Annotated in this window: 21 protein-coding genes and 1 pseudogene; 14 read left to right on the top strand and 8 right to left on the bottom strand. The window is 74.1% G+C overall.

Annotation, left to right across the window (positions count from 1 at the left end; genetic code table 11):
* The first annotated feature begins 7 nt into the window (after positions 1-7).
* The 4 genes and pseudogenes from AD017_RS14665 to AD017_RS14650 all read left to right on the top strand — a co-directional run bounded on the left by AD017_RS14665 (position 8) and on the right by AD017_RS14650 (position 5,834).
* A complete protein-coding gene (locus tag AD017_RS14665) occupies positions 8-688 on the top strand; it encodes a TetR family transcriptional regulator (protein ID WP_227013379.1) in 681 nt (226 codons plus the stop codon).
* Positions 685-2,583 (top strand): acyl-CoA dehydrogenase family protein, encoded by a 1,899-nt coding sequence (locus AD017_RS14660; RefSeq protein WP_168172280.1) that lies wholly within the window; start codon positions 685-687, stop codon positions 2,581-2,583. Before AD017_RS14665 ends, AD017_RS14660 begins: the two co-directional genes overlap by 4 nt.
* A gap of 110 nt (positions 2,584-2,693) precedes the next feature.
* A complete protein-coding gene (locus AD017_RS14655; protein WP_010243629.1) occupies positions 2,694-3,932 on the top strand; it encodes a multidrug effflux MFS transporter in 1,239 nt (412 codons plus the stop codon).
* Positions 3,933-3,990: 58 nt separating this feature from the next.
* Positions 3,991-5,834, top strand: a pseudogene (locus AD017_RS14650) (ABC transporter ATP-binding protein).
* 5 nt (positions 5,835-5,839) lie between these two features.
* Here the strand turns inward: AD017_RS14650 and AD017_RS14645 are convergent.
* Both AD017_RS14645 and AD017_RS14640 read right to left on the bottom strand, forming a co-directional pair.
* Entirely contained in the window at positions 5,840-6,379 is a 540-nt protein-coding gene (locus tag AD017_RS14645; RefSeq protein WP_010243631.1) for a bifunctional nuclease family protein, read from the bottom strand.
* Between the two features lie 52 nt (positions 6,380-6,431).
* Positions 6,432-7,169, bottom strand: coding sequence for an SDR family oxidoreductase (locus AD017_RS14640; RefSeq protein WP_060574557.1), 738 nt, complete (start codon positions 7,167-7,169; stop codon positions 6,432-6,434).
* 125 nt (positions 7,170-7,294) lie between these two features.
* Between AD017_RS14640 and AD017_RS14635 the strand changes: the two genes are divergently transcribed.
* A complete protein-coding gene (locus tag AD017_RS14635; protein WP_060574556.1) occupies positions 7,295-8,341 on the top strand; it encodes an FAD-dependent oxidoreductase in 1,047 nt (348 codons plus the stop codon).
* Entirely contained in the window at positions 8,338-9,219 is an 882-nt protein-coding gene (gene sigJ, locus AD017_RS14630; protein WP_060574555.1) for an RNA polymerase sigma factor SigJ, read from the top strand. The genes AD017_RS14635 and sigJ overlap by 4 nt, the downstream gene beginning before the upstream one ends.
* Positions 9,220-9,541: 322 nt before the next feature.
* On the opposite strand, the gene AD017_RS14625 is transcribed toward sigJ, so the two are convergent.
* Positions 9,542-10,531, bottom strand: coding sequence for an AraC family transcriptional regulator (locus AD017_RS14625; protein ID WP_145982848.1), 990 nt, complete (start codon positions 10,529-10,531; stop codon positions 9,542-9,544).
* A 133-nt stretch (positions 10,532-10,664) separates the two neighbouring features.
* Between AD017_RS14625 and AD017_RS14620 the strand changes: the two genes are divergently transcribed.
* From AD017_RS14620 to AD017_RS14610, 3 genes are all read left to right on the top strand, one after another.
* Positions 10,665-11,504 (top strand): NmrA family NAD(P)-binding protein, encoded by an 840-nt coding sequence (locus AD017_RS14620; RefSeq protein WP_145982762.1) that lies wholly within the window; start codon positions 10,665-10,667, stop codon positions 11,502-11,504.
* Positions 11,501-11,917, top strand: a complete 417-nt coding sequence (locus AD017_RS14615) for an anthrone oxygenase family protein (protein WP_060574552.1) — start codon at positions 11,501-11,503, stop codon at positions 11,915-11,917. Before AD017_RS14620 ends, AD017_RS14615 begins: the two co-directional genes overlap by 4 nt.
* Before the next feature lie 130 nt (positions 11,918-12,047).
* Positions 12,048-12,326: a hypothetical protein gene (locus tag AD017_RS14610; protein WP_060574551.1), complete on the top strand. Its 279-nt coding sequence runs from the start codon at positions 12,048-12,050 to the stop codon at positions 12,324-12,326.
* 85 nt (positions 12,327-12,411) lie between these two features.
* Here the strand turns inward: AD017_RS14610 and AD017_RS14605 are convergent, their stop codons facing one another.
* Together AD017_RS14605 and AD017_RS14600 are read right to left on the bottom strand one after the other, a co-directional pair.
* Positions 12,412-13,791, bottom strand: coding sequence for an oligopeptide:H+ symporter (locus AD017_RS14605; protein WP_010243639.1), 1,380 nt, complete (start codon positions 13,789-13,791; stop codon positions 12,412-12,414).
* A gap of 174 nt (positions 13,792-13,965) precedes the next feature.
* Positions 13,966-14,988 (bottom strand): Gfo/Idh/MocA family protein, encoded by a 1,023-nt coding sequence (locus tag AD017_RS14600; protein WP_060574550.1) that lies wholly within the window; start codon positions 14,986-14,988, stop codon positions 13,966-13,968.
* Positions 14,989-15,115: 127 nt separating this feature from the next.
* Here AD017_RS14600 and AD017_RS14595 point away from each other — a divergent pair, with 127 nt between their 5' ends.
* On the top strand, positions 15,116-15,523 hold the full coding sequence (locus tag AD017_RS14595; protein ID WP_060574549.1) for a VOC family protein: 408 nt from the start codon (positions 15,116-15,118) through the stop codon (positions 15,521-15,523).
* 75 nt (positions 15,524-15,598) lie between these two features.
* Here the strand turns inward: AD017_RS14595 and aroQ are convergent, their stop codons facing one another.
* From aroQ to AD017_RS14580, 3 genes are read right to left on the bottom strand one after another with little or no spacing between them, the layout of a single operon-like run.
* Positions 15,599-16,072 carry a type II 3-dehydroquinate dehydratase gene (gene aroQ, locus AD017_RS14590; protein ID WP_010243642.1) on the bottom strand — a complete coding sequence of 158 codons (474 nt, stop codon included), beginning with the start codon at positions 16,070-16,072 and terminating at the stop codon, positions 15,599-15,601.
* Between the two features lie 19 nt (positions 16,073-16,091).
* Positions 16,092-16,760, bottom strand: a complete 669-nt coding sequence (locus AD017_RS14585; RefSeq protein WP_060574548.1) for a response regulator transcription factor — start codon at positions 16,758-16,760, stop codon at positions 16,092-16,094.
* Complete coding sequence (locus tag AD017_RS14580; RefSeq protein ID WP_145982761.1) at positions 16,757-17,983, bottom strand: sensor histidine kinase; 1,227 nt, start codon at positions 17,981-17,983, stop codon at positions 16,757-16,759. Before AD017_RS14580 ends, AD017_RS14585 begins: the two co-directional genes overlap by 4 nt.
* Before the next feature lie 167 nt (positions 17,984-18,150).
* Between AD017_RS14580 and AD017_RS14575 the strand changes: the two genes are divergently transcribed.
* Genes AD017_RS14575 through AD017_RS14560 form a run of 4 tightly spaced genes read left to right on the top strand, consistent with a single transcriptional unit; the run spans position 18,151 to position 19,984 of the window.
* Entirely contained in the window at positions 18,151-18,651 is a 501-nt protein-coding gene (locus tag AD017_RS14575; protein WP_060574546.1) for a DUF1707 domain-containing protein, read from the top strand.
* Positions 18,648-19,148 (top strand): hypothetical protein, encoded by a 501-nt coding sequence (locus tag AD017_RS14570; RefSeq protein WP_060574545.1) that lies wholly within the window; start codon positions 18,648-18,650, stop codon positions 19,146-19,148. Before AD017_RS14575 ends, AD017_RS14570 begins: the two co-directional genes overlap by 4 nt.
* Positions 19,149-19,179: 31 nt before the next feature.
* Positions 19,180-19,512, top strand: coding sequence for a helix-turn-helix transcriptional regulator (locus tag AD017_RS14565; RefSeq protein ID WP_060574544.1), 333 nt, complete (start codon positions 19,180-19,182; stop codon positions 19,510-19,512).
* A complete protein-coding gene (locus AD017_RS14560) occupies positions 19,496-19,984 on the top strand; it encodes an SRPBCC family protein (protein WP_010235556.1) in 489 nt (162 codons plus the stop codon). Before AD017_RS14565 ends, AD017_RS14560 begins: the two co-directional genes overlap by 17 nt.
* Positions 19,985-19,989 lie beyond the last annotated feature (5 nt).

Genomic DNA, 19,989 nt, shown 5'->3' with positions numbered 1-19,989 from the left:
CGTGAAGATGGCACGGGACAAGCGGGACAGCAGGTGGGACGCGCATCGCGAGGAGCGGCGCGTCCAGCTCGTCGGGTCCGCCATCGCCGCCATCCGCCGGACCGGCGCGGGCATCGGCATGGACGAGATCGCCGCCGCGGCCGGCACCAGCAAGACCGTGATCTACCGGCACTTCGGCGACCGGGCAGGCCTGTACACCGCGATCTGCGAGTCGGTGGCCGGAGTACTGCTCGCCGAGGTGCGGCGCGCCACGGGCGAGGCGCTGTCCGACGACCGGCTCGGTCCGCGGGCCGCGGTCGCCGCCGGCGTCGACGCGTACCTGCGCCTCATCGAGATCGACCCCGAGCTCTACCGGTTCGTCGTCCACCGGCCACTGCTCGTCCAGGGCAACGGCAACCGGCGCAGCGCCGACACCGAGACCCCCGATCCGGTGAACGACCTGGTGACGGTGATCGGTGACGAGATCGCCGTGGTGATCGGTGACAACCTGCGTACCGAGGGCTCCGACGGGCATGCGGCCGCCCGGTTCTGGGGGCACGCGATCGTCGGGCTCGTCCGCGGCGCGGCCGACGACTGGCTGGCCCGCCCGGACGGCACCACCCGCGAACGGCTCACCGCACACCTCACCGACCTGGCCTGGTCCGGACTCTCCGGCCTGGCATCGCACGTGCAGGAGGTTCAGCAATGACCCGGAGCACCATCCCCGCACCGGACCGGATCCCGGCCGGCACGCTGCGCACCGTCGTCGACGGGCGGTGGGCGCAGGTCCGCGAGGAGACCCGGGCGCAGCTCGCCGCGAGCGGCGACATGCGTGCCGACCCGGACCTCTCCTCGGCCGAGTACCGCGCGCACATCACCGACGCGCTCAAGTTCCTGACCTCGTCGGGCCGCCCGCACACCGGGTTCGACCCGGCCGTCGGCGGCGAGGGCGACGTCGGCGGCGTCGTGACCGCGTTCGCGATGCTCGCGTACGGCGACCTGTCGCTGCTGGTCAAGGCCGGCGTGCAGTGGGGACTCTTCGGCGGCGCGGTGCAGGTCCTGGGCACCGAGCGGCACCACGAGCGGTACCTGCGCGCGATCATCGAGGGCGAGCTGCTGGGCTGCTTCGCGATGACCGAGACCGGCCACGGCTCGGACGTGCAGCACCTGCACACCACCGCGACCTACGACCGGGAGACCCGGGAGTTCGTCGTCGACACGCCCTACCCGCAGGCACGCAAAGAGTACATCGGCAACGCGGCGCGCGACGGCCGCATGGCGGTCGTCTTCGCGCAGCTGGTCACGGGCGACGAGAAGCCCGGCGTGCACGCGTTCCTGGTCCCGCTGCGCGACGCCGACGGCAACGCGCTGCCCGGCGTCACCATCGGCGACGACGGCCGCAAGGCGGGCCTGAACGGCGTCGACAACGGGCGGCTGAGCTTCGACGGGGTCCGGATCCCGCGCGAGAACCTGCTCAACCGGTTCGGCGACGTCACCGAGGACGGGACGTACTCGTCGTCGATCGGGAACGAGACCGCCCGGTTCTTCACCATGCTCGGCACGCTCGTCCGCGGCCGGATCTCGGTCGCCGGCGGTGCCGGCGGTGCGGCGCAGAAGGCGCTCACCCTCGCCGTGCGGTTCGGTGAGCGCCGGCGCCAGTTCGCGAACCCGGCCACCGGCGAGGAGATCGCCGTCCTCGACTACCTCGCCCACCAGCGGAAGCTACTGCCCGCCCTCGCGACGACGTTCGCGCTGCACTTCACCCAGGACGACCTGGTGAAGCGGATGCACGACATCCAGGCGCCCGGCGCGAGCCCGGTCGGCGCCCGCGAGCAGCGGACCCTGGAGCAGTCCGCGGCCGGGATCAAGGCGATCGCGACCTGGCACGCCACGCACACCATCCAGACCTGCCGCGAGGCCTGCGGTGGCGCGGGCTACCTGGAGGAGAACCTGCTGCCCGCCCTGAAGGCGGACACCGACGTGTTCACCACCTTCGAGGGTGACAACACCGTGCTGCTGCAGCTGCTGGCCAAGGAGCTGCTCTCCGACTACGGCCGGACGATCAAGAAGGGGAACCCGCTCGAGATCGCACCGCTGCTGGGGCGCCAGCTGGCCGGGGTGCTCGCCGAGCACACCGGCGCGGCGTCGCTGACCCGGCGGCTGCTGTTCCGCGGGATCGACCTGACCGACCGGGAGCGCCGCCGCGAGCTGCTCCGGGTGCGCCGCGACGACACCCTGGCCACCGCCATCCGGAACCTGGCGCCGGCGCTGCGGAAGGGCAACGACGAGTTCGCCGTCTTCAACTCCGCGCAGGACCTGCTGCTCCTCGCGGCCCGGGCGCACGTCGACACGCTCGTGGAGCAGTCCTTCGCCGACAAGCTGGGGACGGTCACGGAGCGGGCCGCGCTCGCGCTGACCGAGGAGATGACCCGGCTGGCCGACCGGGCCGACGCCGTTCCGGACGACGTCTGGGAGGAGGCCGCCGCGGTGTTCGACGAGCGCGCGCTGGCGCTGCTCGTCACCACGGTCGCGACGATCAACGCCTGGAACCGGATCAGCGTCGCCACCCGGCAGATCGCCGGCAGCCACCGGCGCGCGGCGTAGGAGCGACCCCGTCCGCGTGACACCGCTCACCGGATCGACGAGTCCGGGACGGAATCCCGGTCACCCCTCGTGAGGTTGCACCGTGTCGTGGCCACACGAGGGGGAGACCGGTGAGCGCTGGCGTCATCACACCGAGCCGGGTACGGCTGGCGCTCATCCTGGGCGCGCTGATCGCACTCGGCCCGCTGACCATCGACACCTACCTGCCCGCGCTGCCCGAGGTCGGACGGGACCTGGCCGCCTCCGGGACGACGGTCCAGCTGACCCTGACCGGGACGCTCGCCGGGCTCGCACTCGGCCAGATCCTGATCGGGCCGCTGTCCGACGCCTACGGACGCCGGCTGCCGCTGCTGGCCGGGACGGCGCTGCACGTGCTCGCCTCGGCCCTGGTCGCGGTCGCACCGACGGTCGAGCTGCTCACCGTGCTGCGGGTGCTGCAGGGCGTCGGCGCCTCCGCGGGGGCGGTCGTCGGGCTCGCGATCGTCCGGGACCTGTTCACCGGGCGGGCCGCGGCGACCATGCTGTCCCGGCTGATGCTCGTGATGGGCGCGGCGCCGGTGCTGGCCCCCACCCTCGGTGCGGGCCTGCTCACCTGGGTGTCCTGGCGCGGGGTGTTCCTGTTCCTCGCCGGGTACGGGCTGGTCATGCTGGCGGTGGTGACCGCGGGCCTGCCCGAGACGCTGCCGGTGTCCCGCCGTCGTCCCGCCCGGTTCGGCAGCACCGTGCGGACCTACGGGATGCTCCTGCGGGACCGGACGTTCGTCGGGCTCGTGCTCGTGGCGGGCCTCGCGATGGGTGCGCTGTTCAGCTACGTCTCGGGTGCGTCGTACGTCTTCCAGCAGCAGTTCGGGGTGGACCAGCAGACGTTCGGGCTGCTGTTCGGCGCCGGCGCGGTCTGGCTCGTCGTCGGCACCCAGCTGAACCCGGTGCTGCTGCGGTACCTGGAGCCGCGCCGGGTGCTGTCCGGCGGGATCGCCGCCGGCGTGCTGGCCGGGATCGCCCTGCTCGTGCTGACGGCGACCGGGACCGGCGGCCTGCCCGCCGTCCTGGCCGGGGTGTGGATCCTGCTGCTCGCCTGCGGCTTCGTGATGCCGAACGCGCCCGCACTGGCACTGGCCCGGCACGGCGAGACGGCCGGGACCGCCGCGGCGCTGCTCGGCGCGCTGCAGTTCGGCATCGGGGCGGCGACGTCGCCCGTCGTCGGCCTGCTCGGCAACGACGCGGCCGCGATGGGCGCCTCGATGTTCGGGGCGGTCGCGCTGGCGGGCCTCTCGCTCGTGCTCGTCGTCCGGCCGTGGACGCTCCCCGACCTGAACGAGGAGCCCGTCCCCGCGGGGGCTTCTTCTTGACCTGAAGTGAACTCCAGGTCCTAGCGTCCGGCGCATGGACGCGAGCATCTACATGGCCATGCGCAACGCCGGCTCCGAGCCGGGGCGGCAGAACCGGCCGGCAGGCGAGACCCTGCGCCGGATCGTCCGCCTCGCCCGGCCGCACCGGCGGCGGATGGGCTGGTTCCTCGTCGCGAGCATGGTGGGCGCGGCGCTGACCGTCGCCACGCCGCTGCTGGCGGGGCGCGCCACCGACGCGATCAACCGGGGCGAGGCGCTGTCGGTGCTGGCCCTCGTCGCCGGGCTGATCGCGGTCGCCGCCGTCGCCGAGGCCGGGCTCGGTCTGGTCACCCGGTGGCTGTCGGCGAACCTCGGTGAGGGCCTGATCCACCAGCTGCGCACGACGGTGTTCGACCACGTGCAGCGGATGCCGGTCGCGTTCTTCACCCGCACCCGCACCGGGGCCCTGGTGTCCCGGCTGAACTCCGACGTCCTCGGCGCGCAGCGGGCGTTCTCCGACACGCTGTCCGGGATCGTGTCGAACCTGGTCGTCCTGCTGCTGACGCTCGGCGCGATGGTCACCATCTCCTGGCAGGTCACCCTGCTCGCCGCGGTGCTGCTGCCGGTGTTCCTGGTCCCGGCCCGGCTGATGGGACGCCGGCTGGCCACCCTCGAGCGGGAGGCCGCCGACCACAACGCCGCCATGAGCACCCGGATGACCGAGCGCTTCTCCGCACCGGGTGCCACGCTGATCACGCTGTTCGGGCGGCCGTCGCAGGAGTCGGCGGAGTTCGCCGAGCGGGCCGACCGGGTCCGGGCGATCGGGGTCCGTTCGGCGATGCTGCAGTGGATCTTCGTGACCGCGCTGACCCTGGCGTCGTCGCTGGCGGTGGCGCTGGTCTACGGCGTCGGCGGCGGGCTCGCGCTGTCCGGGGCGCTGTCGGCAGGCGACGTCGTCGCGCTCGCGCTGCTGCTGACCCGGCTCTACCAGCCGCTGACGGCGCTGGCCGGCGCCCGGATCGAGATCATGACCGTGCTGGTCAGCTTCGAGCGCGTCTTCGAGGTCCTCGACCTGCAGCCGATGATCGCCGACGCCCCCGGTGCGCGCCCCGTGCCCGACGGTCCGGTCGGCGTCGCGTTCGACCACGTCTCGTTCGCCTACCCCACCGCCGACCAGGTCTCGCTGGCCTCGCTGGAGGAGGTCGCGACGCTGGACACCCGTGGCGGCGAGCAGGTCCTGCACGACGTCTCCTTCGCCGTCCCGCCCGGGCGGATGGTCGCGCTGGTCGGGTCGTCCGGGGCCGGGAAGTCCACGGTCGCGCAGCTGGTGGCCCGGCTCTACGACACCGGCTCCGGCGCCGTCCGGATCGGCGGGGCCGACGTCCGCGGGCTGACCGGCGAGTCGGTGCACCGCGCCGTCGGCTTCGTACCCAGGACGGGCACCTGCTGCACGACACGGTCGCCGCGAACCTGCGGATCGGGGCGCCGGACGCCACCGACGCACAGTTGTGGGACGCGCTGCGCCGGGCCCGGCTCGAGGAGCTGGTCGCCTCGCTGCCGGACGGGCTCGGCACGGTCGTCGGCGAGCGGGGGTACCGGCTCTCCGGCGGCGAGCGGCAGCGGATGACGATCGCCCGGGTGCTGCTGGCCCGGCCGCGCATCGTGGTCCTGGACGAGGCCACCGCCAGCCTGGACTCGACGTCCGAGGCAGCGGTGCAGGCGGCGCTGGGCGAGGCGCTGGAGGGCCGGACGGCGATCGTGATCGCGCACCGGCTGTCCACCGTCCGCGACGCCGACGAGATCCTGGTCCTGGAGCGCGGGCGGATCGTCGAGCGCGGTGACCACGCCTCGCTGCTGGCCCGGGACGGGCGCTACGCCGAGCTGCACCACACCCAGTTCGGTACCGCGGCGGCCGCCGCGTAGCGGGCCTACTTGAAGTCGTCCGGGGAGACCTCGTCGATGAAGTCCCGGAACTGCTGCATCTGCTGCTCCGGCGGATCGGACGGCTCGCCGCCGGTCGCCGCCCGGGTCTGGGCGGCGAGCCCGCTCGCGTCCTCGGACTCCGGCGGCAGCACGTCCTCGACCGGCTGGCCGACCTCCTCGAGCACGTGCTCGGCCATGCCGATCGGCAGGCCCTCGCGGACCGCGATCGCCAGCGCGTCGGACGGCTTCACGTCCAGCCGGGTGCCGCCGTCGAAGACGAGCTCGGCGGAGTAGACGCCGTCGGTGAGGTCGCTGATCTCCACCGAGTCCAGGGTGCGGCCGAGCGCCGCGACGACCGGGAGCAGGACGTCCTGGGTGAGGGCGGTCGCGGCGTCGTCGCGGCGGCCCGCGGCGATCACCTCGGCCTGCGGAGGGCGCAGGAAGACCGGGACGCAGCGGTCCCCACCGGCCTCGCCGAGCAGCAGGACCGGCTGCCGCGAGCGAGCGTGCACGATGAGTCGCAGGACGTGCATCGTCCGGGTCATCGCCGCATTGTCCCCGCGCGGGGCGTCGTGCAGCGTCTCACTACGAGACGCCTCAGCCGCGGGCCAGCCAGGGCATCGCCGTCGCGGCGATCGTGAGGAACTGGACGTTCGCCCCGAGCGGCAGGCCCGCCATGTAGGTCACGGCCTCGGCGACGTGTGCGACGTCGAAGGTCGGCTCCGGCCGCGTCGTGCCGTCGGCCTGCCTCGCCCCGGTCGCGATGCCCGCGGTCATGTCGGTCGCCGCGTTGCCGATGTCGATCTGCCCGCAGGCGATCCCGAACTCCCGGCCGTCGAGCGACAGCGACTTCGTGAGCCCGGTGATCGCGTGCTTGGTGGCGGTGTAGGCGGCGCTGCCCGGGCGCGGGACGTGCGCCGAGATCGACCCGTTGTTGATGATCCGGCCGCCCTGCGGGTCCTGGGCCCGCATCGCGGCGAAGGCCTCCCGGGCGCACAGGAACGAGCCGGTCAGGTTCACCGCGACGGTGTCCCGCCAGGCGTCGACGGCGATCTCGTCGACGGTGCCACCGGGCCCGAACGTGCCCGCGTTGTTGACCAGCAGGTCCACCCGCCCCCAGCGCTCGCGGACCGCCGCGAACAGCGCGGCGACGGAGTCCGGGTCGGCGACGTCGGTGGCGACGGCGAGGGCGCCGGTATGGCCGGCGGCGACGGCGTCGAGCCGGTCGGCGCGACGCCCGGCGAGCGCGACCCGCCATCCCGCGTCGAGCAGCCCGCGCGCCACCGCCTCGCCGATGCCCGATCCGGCCCCGGTCACCACCGCCACACCGCTCATGCGACCCACCCTGGCACGGACCGCGGGTGTGACGCCCCGCACAGCGCGTCACGGGCGGGGGTCCGGCCGGTGTCCCGTTCCCGACCGGCCGCACGGCCGGTCCGACGAGCGCGAAGGGGACGGTCATGGGACACGCGGTTCTGGTGGTCGGGGCGGGCTACGCCGGTGTGACGGCGGCGAACCGGCTGGCGGGTGCGGCCGAGGTGACGGTGGTGGACCCGCGGGAGGAGTTCGTCGAGCGGATCCGGCTGCACCGGCTCGTCGCCGGGAGCGGCCCGGCGACGGTGCCGTTGTCCCGGGTCCTCGACCCGCGGGTCCGGACGCGGACGGCCCGGGTGACCCGGATCGGTGACGGCGTCGCGACCCTCGACGACGGCGGCGAGCTGCGGTTCGATCGCCTGGTGTACGCGGTGGGCAGCGGCGGTGCGACCGGGCCCGCCGGCGCGGGGTACCGGGTGGACACCCTGGAGGCGGCCGCCCGGCTGCGCGACGCCGTCGCCGGGCTCGGCGCGGGTGCGGTCGTGACCGTCGTCGGTGGCGGCCTGACCGGGATCGAGACGGCGACGGAGCTGGCCGCCGCCCGCCCCGACCTGGTCGTGCGGCTCGTGACCGACGGCGAGGTCGCCACCGGGATGGGCGCGCCGGGCCAGGAGCGGGTGCGGGCGCGGCTGCGTGAGCTGGGGATCGGCCTGCGGGAGCACGCCGCCGTCGGCGACCCGGCGGGGCTCGGCGCGGACGTGGTGGCGTGGGCGACCGCGCCGGGCGTCCCGGACCTGGCGCGGCGCAGCGGTCTCCCGGTGGACGACAGCGGCCGCCTCCGCGTGGACGCGACGCTGACCAGCGTCGGGGACCCGCGCGTCGTCGGGGCCGGGGACGCCGTCGCCGCGCCCCCGGAGGTCGGCTTCGTCCGGGCGAGCTGCCAGGCGGCCATCCCGCTCGGCACGGCGGTGGCGCGGACCGTCCGGGCGGGCCTGCGCGGCCGGCCCGCACCGGTCGCGTCGATCGGCTACCAGGCGCAGTGCCTCGCGCTCGGTCCGGGCGCGGGCCTCGTCCAGCTGGTCGACCGCCGGGACGCACCGCGGCGGCTCGCGATCGGCGGGCGGGCCGGCGCCGTCGTGAAGGAGCAGGTCTGCCGGTACACGCTGCGCGCGATCCGGGGGCGGGTGGCGTGACCGGGCCCGACGACGATCCGCTCGCCGCGTTCCACCGGCACCGCGGGCTGCTGTTCCGGCTGGCCTACGAGATCCTCGGGAGCGTCGCCGACGTCGAGGACGTCCTGCAGGACACCTGGCTGCGCTGGACCGCCGTCGACCACGACACGGTGCAGAATCCCCGGGCCTATCTGGCCCGGATCGTCACCCGGCAGGCGCTGAACCGGCTGCGCAGCACCGCCAGGACCCGCGAGACCTATCCCGGTCCGTGGCTGCCCGAACCGCTGCCCACCGATCCTGCGGGTGCGGACGACCAGGTCCTGCGCACCGACGACGTGACGGTCGCGATGCTGCTGGTCCTGGAGACACTGTCCCCCGACGAGCGGGCGGTGTTCGTGCTGCGGGAGGCGTTCGGCCTCGACCACGCCGAGATCGCCGAGACCCTCGGCCGGCCGGAGGGCACCGTCCGGCAGATCGCGCACCGGGCCCGCGAGCACGTGCGGGCGCGCCGGCCGCGGTTCACCGTCCCGCCGGACCGGGCCCGGCGGGTGGCGGAGGCGTTCGTCGGGGCGGCGCTCGGCGGCGACCTGACCGGGGTCACGGCGCTGCTGGCCCCGGACGCCGTCTCGGTCGCCGACGGTGGCGGGAAGGTCTCGGCGGCGCGCCGCCCGGTGCACGGCCGGGAGCGGGTGGCCCGGCTGCTGGTCGGGCTCACCCGGTACCCGCTGCCGGGTGCCGGACCGGAGTTCGGGGTGTTCAACGGCCTCCCGGGGATCCTGCTGCGCGACGGCGACACGGTCGACACCGCGTTCCTGATCGAGGTCTCCGAGGTCGACGGCGCGGACCTGGTCACCGCGGTCTACGCGGTGCGGAACCCGGAGAAGCTGGCCCACCTCTGATCGCGCTGTATCCGCATCTCTACCCGAGCCGCTAGAGCGCAGCAGAGAACCCGGCGCTCGCGCTCTCTCCGGCACTCTCGCGTCAGCGCTAGAAAACGGCATACGACGACATCGACGGCTCCATCGAGCTGTCTACCGTTTTCTAGCGCTGCACCGAGATATGCGCAGACAACGACATCGACAGCCTTCGATGTCGCGCCATACCGCTCTCTACGATCGCTCCGATACGACGGAATGCGGGGCGATCGATCCCGTTCCCCTCTGCGTCGCCGCAGCGTAGCACCCCTGCATCGAACATGTGTACGACACCCCCGGTGTGGCATCAGACCGGGCCGGCGAGGAGCTCGAGCCCCGCGGGACCGCGGGTCGCCGCCCGGCGCCGCACCTGCCCGGCCGGTTCCCCGACCACCCGCGCGAAGGCCCGGGTGAACGCCGCCTCGGAGCGGTAGCCGAACCGGTGCGCGGTCTGGGCCACTGTGGCATCACCCCCTGACAGCACGTCGACGGCGGCCTGCATCCGCCACCGGGTCACGTACGCCATCACGGGTTCGCCGACCAGCTCGGTGAACCGGGCCGCGAACGCCGAGCGGGACATCGCCGCCGTCGCCGCGAGGGACGCGACCGTCCAGTCCCGCTCGGGCTCGCGGTGCACGGCGGCGAGCGCGCGGCCGATCCGGTCGTCGGCGAGCGCGCCGAGCCAGCCCGTGCGCGCCGCCGGGTCGCGCTCCAGCCGGCCACGCACCGCCTGGAGGACGAGCACGTCGGCCAGCCGCGTGATCACCGCGTCGCTGCCGGGGCCACCGTCCTCGACCTCGGCGGCGAGCAGCCGCAGCGTGTCCTGCACCCGGTCACCGAGTGGCGACGGTTCGATCCGGAACAGCTCCGGGAGCCGGTCGACGAGATCGCGGGCGGCGGGATGCCCGAACCGCAGCGCCCCGCACACCATCCGCGTCACCGGGCCGTCGCCGCCGTGCCGGAGCAGCCCGTAGCGGCCGCCGATCACCGGGTGCGGGATGGACCGGATGTCCGGGGCGAGGACGCCGGGGGCGCTCCGCAGCGCGTGCCCCGTCCCGTGCGGGACGACGACCAGCTCCCCCGGCCGCAGCGCCTGCTCCGCGCCGTCGCCGGCGACCGTCAGCCGTCCGCCGCCGGAGGTGACGACGTGGAACCAGAGGCAGCCCGGCGTCGCGGGCAGCGTCATGCCCCACGGCTCGCCCAGCTCGGAGCGGCAGTAGAAGACGCCGTCCATGCGCAGGACGTGCAGCGCCTCGCCGAGCGGGTCGGCGACCGGGAACGGCGGCGCGGCGGACACCGGGACAGCATGACAGTTCATCCACAATCCGTCCCCAGGTGTGGACGTTCGAGCAACGATTGTGGACAGCTGGGGATTCTGCGTCCGGAAGATCGCGGTGATCGTGGACGGACACCGACGAGAGGAGCACGTCATGATCACCGTTCTGGGCGCGACCGGGAACGTGGGCTCGCAGGTCGTCCGGGAGCTGTCCGCGGCCGGGGTGGAGGTCCGCGCGGTCTCCCGCGGCGCGGGTTTCCGCGGCGACATGGGCGACCCGGCGTTCCTGCGCCGCGCGTTCGACGGGGCGGCCGCCGCCTTCGTCCTGCTCCCGCTGGACGTCACCGAGCCCGGCTACGCGGCGCACCAGGCACGGCTCGGGGAGTCCGTCGTCGCCGGGCTGCGCGACAGCGGGGTGCCGCGGGTGGTCGCGCTGAGCTCGCTCGGCGCGGAGGTCCCCGGCGGGCCGGACCTCTCCGCGACCGGGTACCTCGGCACCCTGCACGACCAGGAGGCCCGGCTCGCGACGCTCGGCGCCCGCGTCACCCGGATTCGGCCCGGCCTCTTCCTCGAGACGTTCCTCGCCGCGGCCGGCGCGATGCGGGCGCACGGAGTGCACGCCGACACGATCGACCCGGGCGTCGCGCTGCCGATGGTGGCGACCCGCGACGTCGGCCGGGCCGCTGCGGCGGCGCTGCTCGACGCGGACGCCCCGGAGATCGTGGAGGTGCAGGGCGCGGCGGACCGGACGGTGCCCGAGGTCGTCGCCGCGCTCGGCCCGGCACTGGGGATGCCGGACCTGTCCTACGTCCGCCTCCCCGACGACGAGATGGAGCAGGTCCTGCGGCAGGCCGGGTTCCCGGCGGACTCCGCCCGGCTGCACGTGGCGATGCACCGCGCGTTCAACGAGGGCCGGGTGCGTGCGCACGGCCCCCGCCCCGGCGCCGGGGACGCCCTGACCGTGGAGGAGTGGGCGAAGGGGATCGCGTCGTGAGCCCGCTCGACGCCGTCGCCGCGACCGGCGCGGGCCTGCTCGGTGGCGTCTACCTGGCGTTCTCGGTCGCGGTGCTGCCCGCGCTGCGCCGCAGGCCGGAGCAGGAGGCGGCCGCGGTGATGCGCGCGGTGAACCGGGCGATCGTCAACCCGGTCTTCCTCGTGCTGTTCCTGGGCACCGCGGTCGCGGCGGCGGCCGTGCTGGTGACGGGGGTGCTCACCGGGGCGCCGCTGCGGATCGGGGCCGGGATCGCCGTCCTCGCCGGGTTCGTCGTGACGGCGGCGGTGAACATCCCGCTCAACGACGCCCTGGAACGTGGCGGGGAGTGGGCGGCGTTCGTCCCGCGGTGGACCCGCGCGAACCACGTCCGGGGCACCCTGTCGGTACTCGGCGTGGTGCTGTCGTACCTCTGAGTCGAACATGTGTGCGACATCTCGGGGACACCCCTGGCCGCGGGACGGGCGCGGGAGGCAGGCTGGTCCCGCGCCCGCTCCCCCGGGCGGACCGGCTGCTCCGGCAGCGCCAGCCCGACCCCGGGGGAGCATGAACGCCCACGAACGACGCCGGCTCGCGGCCCTGCGCACCGACCGCGAGACCGTGCTCGCGGCCGCCGCGCGGCTGCGGCACGAGGCGGTGCAGGCGCACTACGCCGGGCTGGCCCGCCCGGAGATGGCCTTCGGTCTCGCGTCGGTCCTCGAACTGCTCGCGATGCGGATCGCCGACCAGCAACCGGACGTCCGGGCGCACGTCGTACGGGTCGCCCGGGAGATGACCGGCGACGGGATGGACCGGCCCTCGGTCCGTCGTACCCGCCGCCGGTGATCCCGGTCCGTCCACAGGCAGGCCGAGTTGCCCACAGGTGTGCACACAGCTGGGGACAGCTCGAACCGGCGTTCGAGAAGGGTGCTCAGCGCACGCCTTCCATGAGCACCTTGAGCTTCGGGACGGTGGCCATGACGACGATCCCGACGACGATCGCGGCCACACCGGTGATCCCGAAGTAGGCCACCTCGTTGTCCGCGGTGTAGAGCTCGGCGAGCAGGCCGGACATCACGGTGCCCATCGAGACCGAGAGGAAGAACAGGGCCACCATCTGGGTCTGGAACGCCTGCGGAGCGAGCTTCGTCGACAGCGACTGGCCGACGGGCGAGGTGAACAGCTCCGCCAGGCAGAAGACCAGCAGGATGACCACGAGGGCGAGCAGCGGGGTCCCGTTCGGCCCTGTCCCGGCGAACGGCACGAACAGCAGGAAGGCGAGTCCGACGACCACGGTGCCGATCGCCATCTTCATCGGGGAGGACGGCTGTCGCGGCCCGAGCTTCGTCCAGACCGTCGCGTAGACGCCTGCCAGCAGGATCACGAAGACCGGCTCGATGGACTGGCTCCAGGCCGGGGGCATCTCGAAGATCCCGAAGATCGACCGGTCGAGCCGCTCCTCCGAGTAGATCGCCAGCACCGTGAAGATCTGCTGGAAGATCGCCCAGAACACCGCACTGGCGATCCACATCGGCAGGAACGCCAGGACGCGTCGCCGCTCGATCCGCTCCACCCTGGGGCTCGAGAGCATCAGCGTGAAGTAGCTGATCGTCGCGACCACCACGATGCCGAACACGATCCACTTCAGCCGGTCCGCGGTGATGACGTCGGTCGCGACGAGGACCGCGATCGCAGCCAGCACCAGGACGGCGCCGACCAGGACCCGGCTGCGGGCGGCCGCCGGGAGCGGGTTGGGGACCACCCAGCCCGTGGCGGGGAGCTTGCGTCGGTTGAACCAGTACTGGACCAGGCCGAGCGCCATACCGATGGCGGCCAGACCGAAACCGAGGTGGAAACCCCAGACCACGCGGAGGCCGTCGGTCAGCAGCGGACCGGTGAAGGCACCGATGTTCACGCCGAGGTAGAAGATCGAGAAGCCGGCGTCGCGGCGGTCGTCGCCCGGGCCGTAGAGGGTGGCGAGGATCGTGGAGGCGTTGGCCTTGACCCCGCCGCTGCCGAAGGCGACCAGGACGAGGCCGATGGCGAGCCCGGTGGCGCCGGGGACCAGGGCCAGGGCGATGTGCCCGGCCATCACCGAGAGCGCGCTTCCGAAGAGGACCCGCTCGGGTCCGAACATCCGGTCCGCGACCCAGGCAGCGACGATCGTGGAGAGGTAGACCGTCCCGCCGTAGGCGCCGACGATCCCGGCCGCCGTGCCCTGGTCGATCCCGAGTCCGCCCTCGGTCACGGCGAAGTACATGTAGTACAGCAGGATCCCCTGCATGCCGTAGAAGGAGAAGCGCTCCCACATCTCGACGCCGAACAGCGTCCCGAGTTGTGTGGGGTGGCCGAGAAAGGTCTTCTCCCGGCCCTCTGGTGGTGTGGTGAGGTCGGTCACCGGGCCCGGTTTACTCGCTGGTTTGCACGAGGTAAAGGTCTTGCACCCGACTGTTAGCTCACAGCAACGAGCTGCGACGGCACGGCCTCACAGCGTGGCCGGCCCCTCCTCCGGCACCATCCCGATCCGGTCGGCCACGGCGGCCATCACGTCCTGCACGGCGACGGTGTCCGCCAGCGGCATCACCGGGCTCTCCGTCTCGCCGGCGGCGACCCGGCGGGTCACCTCCTCGATCTCGTGCGCGTACCCGCGCCCGGTGGCGGGCAGCACGATCTCCTCCGGGTCGGCCCCGTGCCGGTGCACGACGATCCGGTCCGGGTGGTGGAACCGCGGCGGCACCTCGATCCAGCCCTCGGTCCCGATGACCCGGGCCGAGCCGGGCATCGCGCACTGCAGGCTGACCTGCAGTGCGGCGCTGCGGCCGTCCGGCCAGCCCAGCAGGATCGACTCCTCGAGGTCGACGCCCGTCGGGGCGAGCGCACCGCTCGCGGCGATCTCGGAGGGGCTGCCGAGCAGCATCTGGGCGAACGAGATCACGTAGACACCCAGGTCGAACAGCGCACCGCCGCCCAGCTCGGGCGAGAAGAACCGGTCGTCGGCGGCGGTCCGGTTCCGGACGCCGAGGTCGGCCTGCACCGAGCGGACCTCACCGATCGCGCCCTCCGCGACCAGCTCCCGCAGCCGGACGACGGCCGGGAAGAACCGGGTCCACATCGCCTCCATCGCGAAGACGCCGTGGTTGCGGGCCGCCGCGGCGACCTCACGGGTGCCCACGGAGCTGACCGTGAAGGCCTTCTCCACCATGATCGCCTTCCCGGCCTCCAGCGCCGCCAGCGCCATCGCCCGGTGCTGCGGGTGCGGGGTGGCGACGTAGAGGACGTCGACGCCGGGGTCGTCGAGGATCGCCCGGTATCCGGTGTGGACGCGCTCGATCCCGTGCCTGCGGGCGAACGCCTCGCCGCGTTCGGCCGACCGGGACGCGACCGCCACCAGCTCGGCGCCGGGGACGTGCGCGAAGTCCGGTGCGACGCTGTCGGCGATCCGGCCGGGCCCGACGATCCCCCACTTCACGGTGCCGGTGCTCGCTCCGCCTGCGTTCCGATCGGTCATGCCCCCGATCCTGCCGGACCGCCCGGAAAAATCCTGAGGCCGCCCGATGAGTTCCCGGGAGCGACCCGGTCTCCCCTTTCGAACGGCACCGGAACCCCGGCGCCACAGCACATCCCAGGAGCCCCCGATGCCGAACATGATCTTCGTCAACCTGCCGGCGAGCGACCTGGACGCCTCGAAGGCGTTCTACGCCGCGCTCGGGTTCACGCTCAACGAACAGTTCTCCGACGAGCAGACCGCCTCGTTCGTGATCAGCGACGCGATCGTCGCGATGGTCATGACCGAGAAGCGGTTCGCGGAGTTCACCAAGCAGTCGTCGGTGGCCGACGCGGGCACCGCCCGCGAGGTGATCAACGCCCTCGGGGCGGAGAGCCGCGAGGAGGTCGACCGCATCGCCGACGCCGGCCTGGCCGCCGGCGGGACGCAGGGCGGCGAGACCCAGGACCACGGGTTCATGTACGGCCGCAGCGTCGACGACCCGGACGGTCACCGCTGGGAGTTCGTCTGGATGGACCCGTCGGCCATGGAGGGCTGAGCCGGGCGTCCGGGCCGTCGCACACGAGGGGGTGCGGCGGCCCGGTCCCGCGTCCGGACCGTGGGCGCGCCCGCCTCAGACCGACCGCAGCGGCCGGGCCTTCCGGACCAGGCCGTCGATGGCCAGTGCGTACCCGTCGATGCCGAAGCCGACGACGATCCCGGTCGCGACGGGCGAGACGTACGAGTGGTGCCGGAAGGTCTCCCGGCCGTGCACGTTCGAGATGTGCACCTCGACGGTCGGGAGCTCGGTGCCCTCGATCGCGTCGTGCAGCGCGACCGACGTGTGGGTGTAGGCGGCCGCGTTCAGCACCAGCCCGAGCGCCTCACCACGCTTGACCGCGCTCCCGGCCTCGTGGATCCAGTCGACGAGGGTGCCCTCGTGGTTGGTCTGCCGGAAGTCCAGCGCGAGGCCGTGGTCGCCGGCGCTGCGGCGGCACAGCGCCTCGACGTCGGCGAGCACGGTGGTGCCGTACACCTCGGGCTTGCGGGTGCCGAGGAGGTTCAGGTTCGGGCCGTTGAACACGAACACCGTCGTCGTGGAGGTCACCCCCGGGATCCTCGCACCCTCACCCGGTCCAGCCCGGCCGGACCAGCCCCGACTCGTAGGCCACCACCACGAGCTGGGCGCGGTCCCGCGCACCGAGCTTCGTCATCGTGCGGCTGACGTGCGTCTTCGCCGTCGTCGGGCTCATGTGCAGGCGGCCGGCGATCTCGTCGTTGGACAGTCCGGCGGCGACCTCGGCGAGCACCTCGCGCTCCCGTTCGGTGAGCGCGTCCAGCCGGGGCGACGCGGCCGGGCCGCCGCGGCTCCGGGCGGCGAACTCGGCGATCAGGGTGCGGGTCACGGCCGGCGCGAGCAGCGCCTCGCCGCCGTGCACGATCCGGATCGCGTGGATCAGGTCGGCCGGTTCGGAGTCCTTCACCAGGAACCCGCTGGCGCCGCCACGGATCGCCTCGAACACGTACGAGTCGTCGGTGAAGGTCGTCAGGACGATCACCCTCGTCCCGCTCAGGCCCGGGTCGCCGGTGATCTCCCGGGTGGCGGTGAGGCCGTCGGTGCCGGGCATCCGGATGTCCATCAGCACGACGTCGGGCGCCTGGGCCCGGGCGGCGGCGAGTGCCTCCGCGCCGTCCCCGGCCTCGGCGACGACCTCGAGATCGGGCTGGGAGCCGAGCAGCGCCCGGAACCCGGAGCGGACGAGGGCCTGGTCGTCGGCCAGCAGCACGCGGATCACGCGTCCACCCTCCCGGCTCCGACGGCGCCGTCGCCGTCCGGCTCGCCGAGCGGCGCGGCGGGGAGCCGGGCGTGCACCCGGAACCCGCGCTCCGGCCCGGGGCCCGCGTCGAGCGTGCCGCCGACCGACCGGGCCCGTTCCCGCATGCCGGTCAGTCCGGTCCCCTCGACCGCGTCCCCGGCGGGGCCGGTGCCGTCGTCGTCGACGGTCAGCTCCAGCTCGCCGGCCGGGAACCGCAGCGTGACGACGGCGGCCGCGGCCCCCGCGTGCCGGCGGGTGTTGGTCAGCGACTCCTGCACGATCCGGTAGGCGGCCAGGTCGACGCCGGTCGGCAGCGGCCGGGGCTCGCCCTCGGTGCGCCGGTCGACCGGCAGCCCGGCGGCGCGGACCTCGTCGAGCAGCGCGTCCAGCCGGTCCAGGCCCGGGGTCGGCAGCCGGGGTGCCTCCTCGTCGACGGCGCGCAGCACGCCCAGCGTCGAGCGCATCTCGCGGAGCAGGTCGCGGCTGGCCCGCTTGATCTCGGTGAGCGCGGTCCGGGCCTGCTCCGGGTCGTCGTCCATCAGGAACAGCGCCACCCCGGCCTGCACGTTGATCAGCGAGACGTGGTGACCGAGCACGTCGTGCAGTTCCTGCGCGATCCGCAGCCGCTCCTCGCCCGCCCGGCGGCGGCGCTGCTCCTCGGCCGCGCGGCGGGCCTGCTCCATGCGCTCCCGGCGGACCCGCCACAGCGCGCCCACCGCGAACAGCGCCAGCAGCCAGGCGAGGACCGGACCACCCGCGGTCCACGGCACCGGCCGTCCGCTCAGCAGCACCCAGCCGACCAGCACGACGGCGGCCGCGACGACCACCACGAGCGCCCGGTGGTGCAGCCCGGCGGCGACCGCGGAGACGATCGCGACCCCGAGCGCCAGCCCGGTCGGGCCGGCCGGCGGGTACCCCAGCCCCAGGTAGGCGACGACGGCCCCGGCCGCAACGGCCAGCGCCACGATCCGGTCGGCCCGCCGGAACACCAGCGCGAGCGGCCCGATCGCCAGCAGGACGACGGCCAGCCCGTCGATCGACGGCCCGCCACCGGGGAGCACCGGGCCGCCGTACCACTCCCAGCCGCCCCGCCGGGCCGCGCCGAACGCCGTCCCACCGGCGGTGAGCAGCGCGACGACGGCGGGCAGGACGAGGGTCCGCACGACCCCGCCCCACCAGCGCGGACGGCGATCGGCGGGCACGGCGACACGGTAGACCGCGACACCGGCGGTGGGCGTCGTCCGGGCGGTGACCGGCCAGGTACCCCGTGGGGAGTACACCCGCCCGCCGCCCTGCCACCCGGGCAGCAGCCGGATCGGCGACCGCGGACGGACGCGTGCGGGCACGTCCCGCAGCCAGGCTTGCCGCCATGACGACCACACCGGACACCACCGACGAGGTCCCGGCGGTCACCACGACCGACGCGGTCCCCGCACCCACGACCAGCACCCGCGACGACGCCGTCCTCGCCTCCGACGCCGAACGCGAGCACGTCACCGACCGGCTCCGGCACGCGGCGGCCGAGGGCCGCCTGACCCTCGCCGAGGCCGACGAGCGCCAGGCCGCCGCCTACGCCGCCCGGACCCGCGCCCAGCTCGTCCCGCTGCTGGCCGGCCTGCCGCCGACGCCGCAGCCCCGCAGACCCCGGCGCGGGCCGCTCACCCCGCGCGCCCGCCGGATCCTCGGCGTGCACGCCGGGATCACCGTCGCCGTGCTGCTGTTCCTGGTGGTCGCGGCCGTGTTCGGCCCGGCTCCGCTGTTCATGCCGATCGGGCCCGCGTTCTGGCTCGGGCTGATCCTGTTCGTGCACTCGCGGCGGGCCGAGCGCGAGCCGTCGCCGGACGAGGCCGTCCCCGCGGAGCTCCGGTGACCGCCACGGCCGTCCCCTCCGCCCGCGCCGCACCGGCCCGGCGGCTGCCCCGCCGGGCACGGAGCGGTCTGCGCACCGGGCACGTCGTGCTCGCCGCCGGCTGGACCGGCCTGTCCCTGGTGATGCTCGTGCTGCCCGCGTCGGTGCTGGTGCAGGGGGCCGGGGCGGGCTTCGCGGTCCCGGCGATGGCGCTGGTCGGCAACGGGATCATCCCGTTCTTCGCGGTCGGCACCGTCCTGACCGGGGCCGCCCTCGGCATCGGGACGCCGTGGGGGCTGGTCCGGTACCGCTGGGTGGTCGCGAAGACCGTGCTGGCGCTGACGGTGATCGTCGGTTCGGTCGTGCTGAACACCGGATGGATCGAGGCCGCCGCGACGGGGGACGACCGGTCGCTGCTCTGGTCGCTCGTCCTGAGCTCGGCGGTGCACCAGGTGATGCTGCTGACCGCGACGGTGCTGTCGGTGGAGAAACCCTGGGGCCGGTGGCGCCGCGCTTGACACGCAACCTTTTGGTTGCATAATTGGCCGCGTGACCGACGTCGACGCCGTCTTCCGGGCCCTCGCGGACCCGACCCGGCGGCAGATCCTCGACCGGTTGCACGAACGGGGCGGGCAGACGCTCGGCGAGCTGTGCGATGGCCTGGAGATGAGCCGGCAGGCGGTCTCCAAGCACCTCGGACTGCTGGAGTCCGCCGGGCTGGTGTCCGCCGTCCGCCGCGGCCGGGAGAAGCTCCACCATCTCGACCCGGTGCCCATCCAGGAGATCCACGACCGGTGGATCGGGAAGTTCGAGCGCAGCCGGGTGCAGGCGATCACGTCCCTGCGCGCCGCGCTGGAGGACGACGATGACCGAGGCACCTGACCGCACCTACGTCTACACGACCTACATCCGCAGCACGCCCGAGCAGGTCTTCCGGGCGCTGACCACGCCCGAGTTCACGATGCAGTACTGGGGCGGCGCCGAGCTGACCTCGGACTGGCAGGTCGGCAGCCCGCTCGAGGCCGTACACCCCGACCGCGACGACTTCATCGGGAGGATCCTCGCCGTCGAGCCGCCGCACCGGCTCTCGTACACCTTCACCGGGCGGGCGGAGGAGGCCGCGGGACGGCCGCCGACGGTCGTCGAGTTCGGGATCTCGGCGTTCGGCGAGGAGGCGGTGAAACTGCAGGTCACCCACACCGGCTTCACCCCGGACGAGCAGGGCACCCAGGACATGCGCGACGTCGGCGAGGGCTGGCCCGCGATCCTCGCGGCACTCAAGACGTTGCTGGAGACCGAGCGTCCGCTGGCCTCGCCCGGCCACTTCGCACCCCGGGTCCCGGCACGCAGCTGAGGCCG

Source organism: Pseudonocardia sp. EC080619-01 (genome assembly GCF_001420995.1).
Lineage (GTDB): Bacteria > Actinomycetota > Actinomycetes > Mycobacteriales > Pseudonocardiaceae > Pseudonocardia.
Note: the sequence above shows the minus strand (reverse complement) of the source record. Positions and strands in the feature narration are given on the sequence as shown.

Excerpts from the sequence above, each read along its gene's own strand:
- AD017_RS14665 (WP_227013379.1), top strand. The coding sequence starts at position 8 with ATGGCACGGGACAAGCGGGACAGCAGGTGGGACGCGCATCGCGAGGAG.
- AD017_RS14660 (WP_168172280.1), top strand. The coding sequence starts at position 685 with ATGACCCGGAGCACCATCCCCGCACCGGACCGGATCCCGGCCGGCACG.
- AD017_RS14645 (WP_010243631.1), bottom strand. The coding sequence starts at position 6,379 with ATGACCCGGACGATGCACGTCCTGCGACTCATCGTGCACGCTCGCTCG.
- AD017_RS14640 (WP_060574557.1), bottom strand. The coding sequence starts at position 7,169 with ATGAGCGGTGTGGCGGTGGTGACCGGGGCCGGATCGGGCATCGGCGAG.
- AD017_RS14635 (WP_060574556.1), top strand. The coding sequence starts at position 7,295 with ATGGGACACGCGGTTCTGGTGGTCGGGGCGGGCTACGCCGGTGTGACG.
- AD017_RS14620 (WP_145982762.1), top strand. The coding sequence starts at position 10,665 with ATGATCACCGTTCTGGGCGCGACCGGGAACGTGGGCTCGCAGGTCGTC.
- AD017_RS14610 (WP_060574551.1), top strand. The coding sequence starts at position 12,048 with ATGAACGCCCACGAACGACGCCGGCTCGCGGCCCTGCGCACCGACCGC.
- AD017_RS14605 (WP_010243639.1), bottom strand. The coding sequence starts at position 13,791 with ATGTGGGAGCGCTTCTCCTTCTACGGCATGCAGGGGATCCTGCTGTAC.
- AD017_RS14600 (WP_060574550.1), bottom strand. The coding sequence starts at position 14,988 with ATGACCGATCGGAACGCAGGCGGAGCGAGCACCGGCACCGTGAAGTGG.
- AD017_RS14595 (WP_060574549.1), top strand. The coding sequence starts at position 15,116 with ATGCCGAACATGATCTTCGTCAACCTGCCGGCGAGCGACCTGGACGCC.
- AD017_RS14575 (WP_060574546.1), top strand. The coding sequence starts at position 18,151 with ATGACGACCACACCGGACACCACCGACGAGGTCCCGGCGGTCACCACG.
- AD017_RS14560 (WP_010235556.1), top strand. The coding sequence starts at position 19,496 with ATGACCGAGGCACCTGACCGCACCTACGTCTACACGACCTACATCCGC.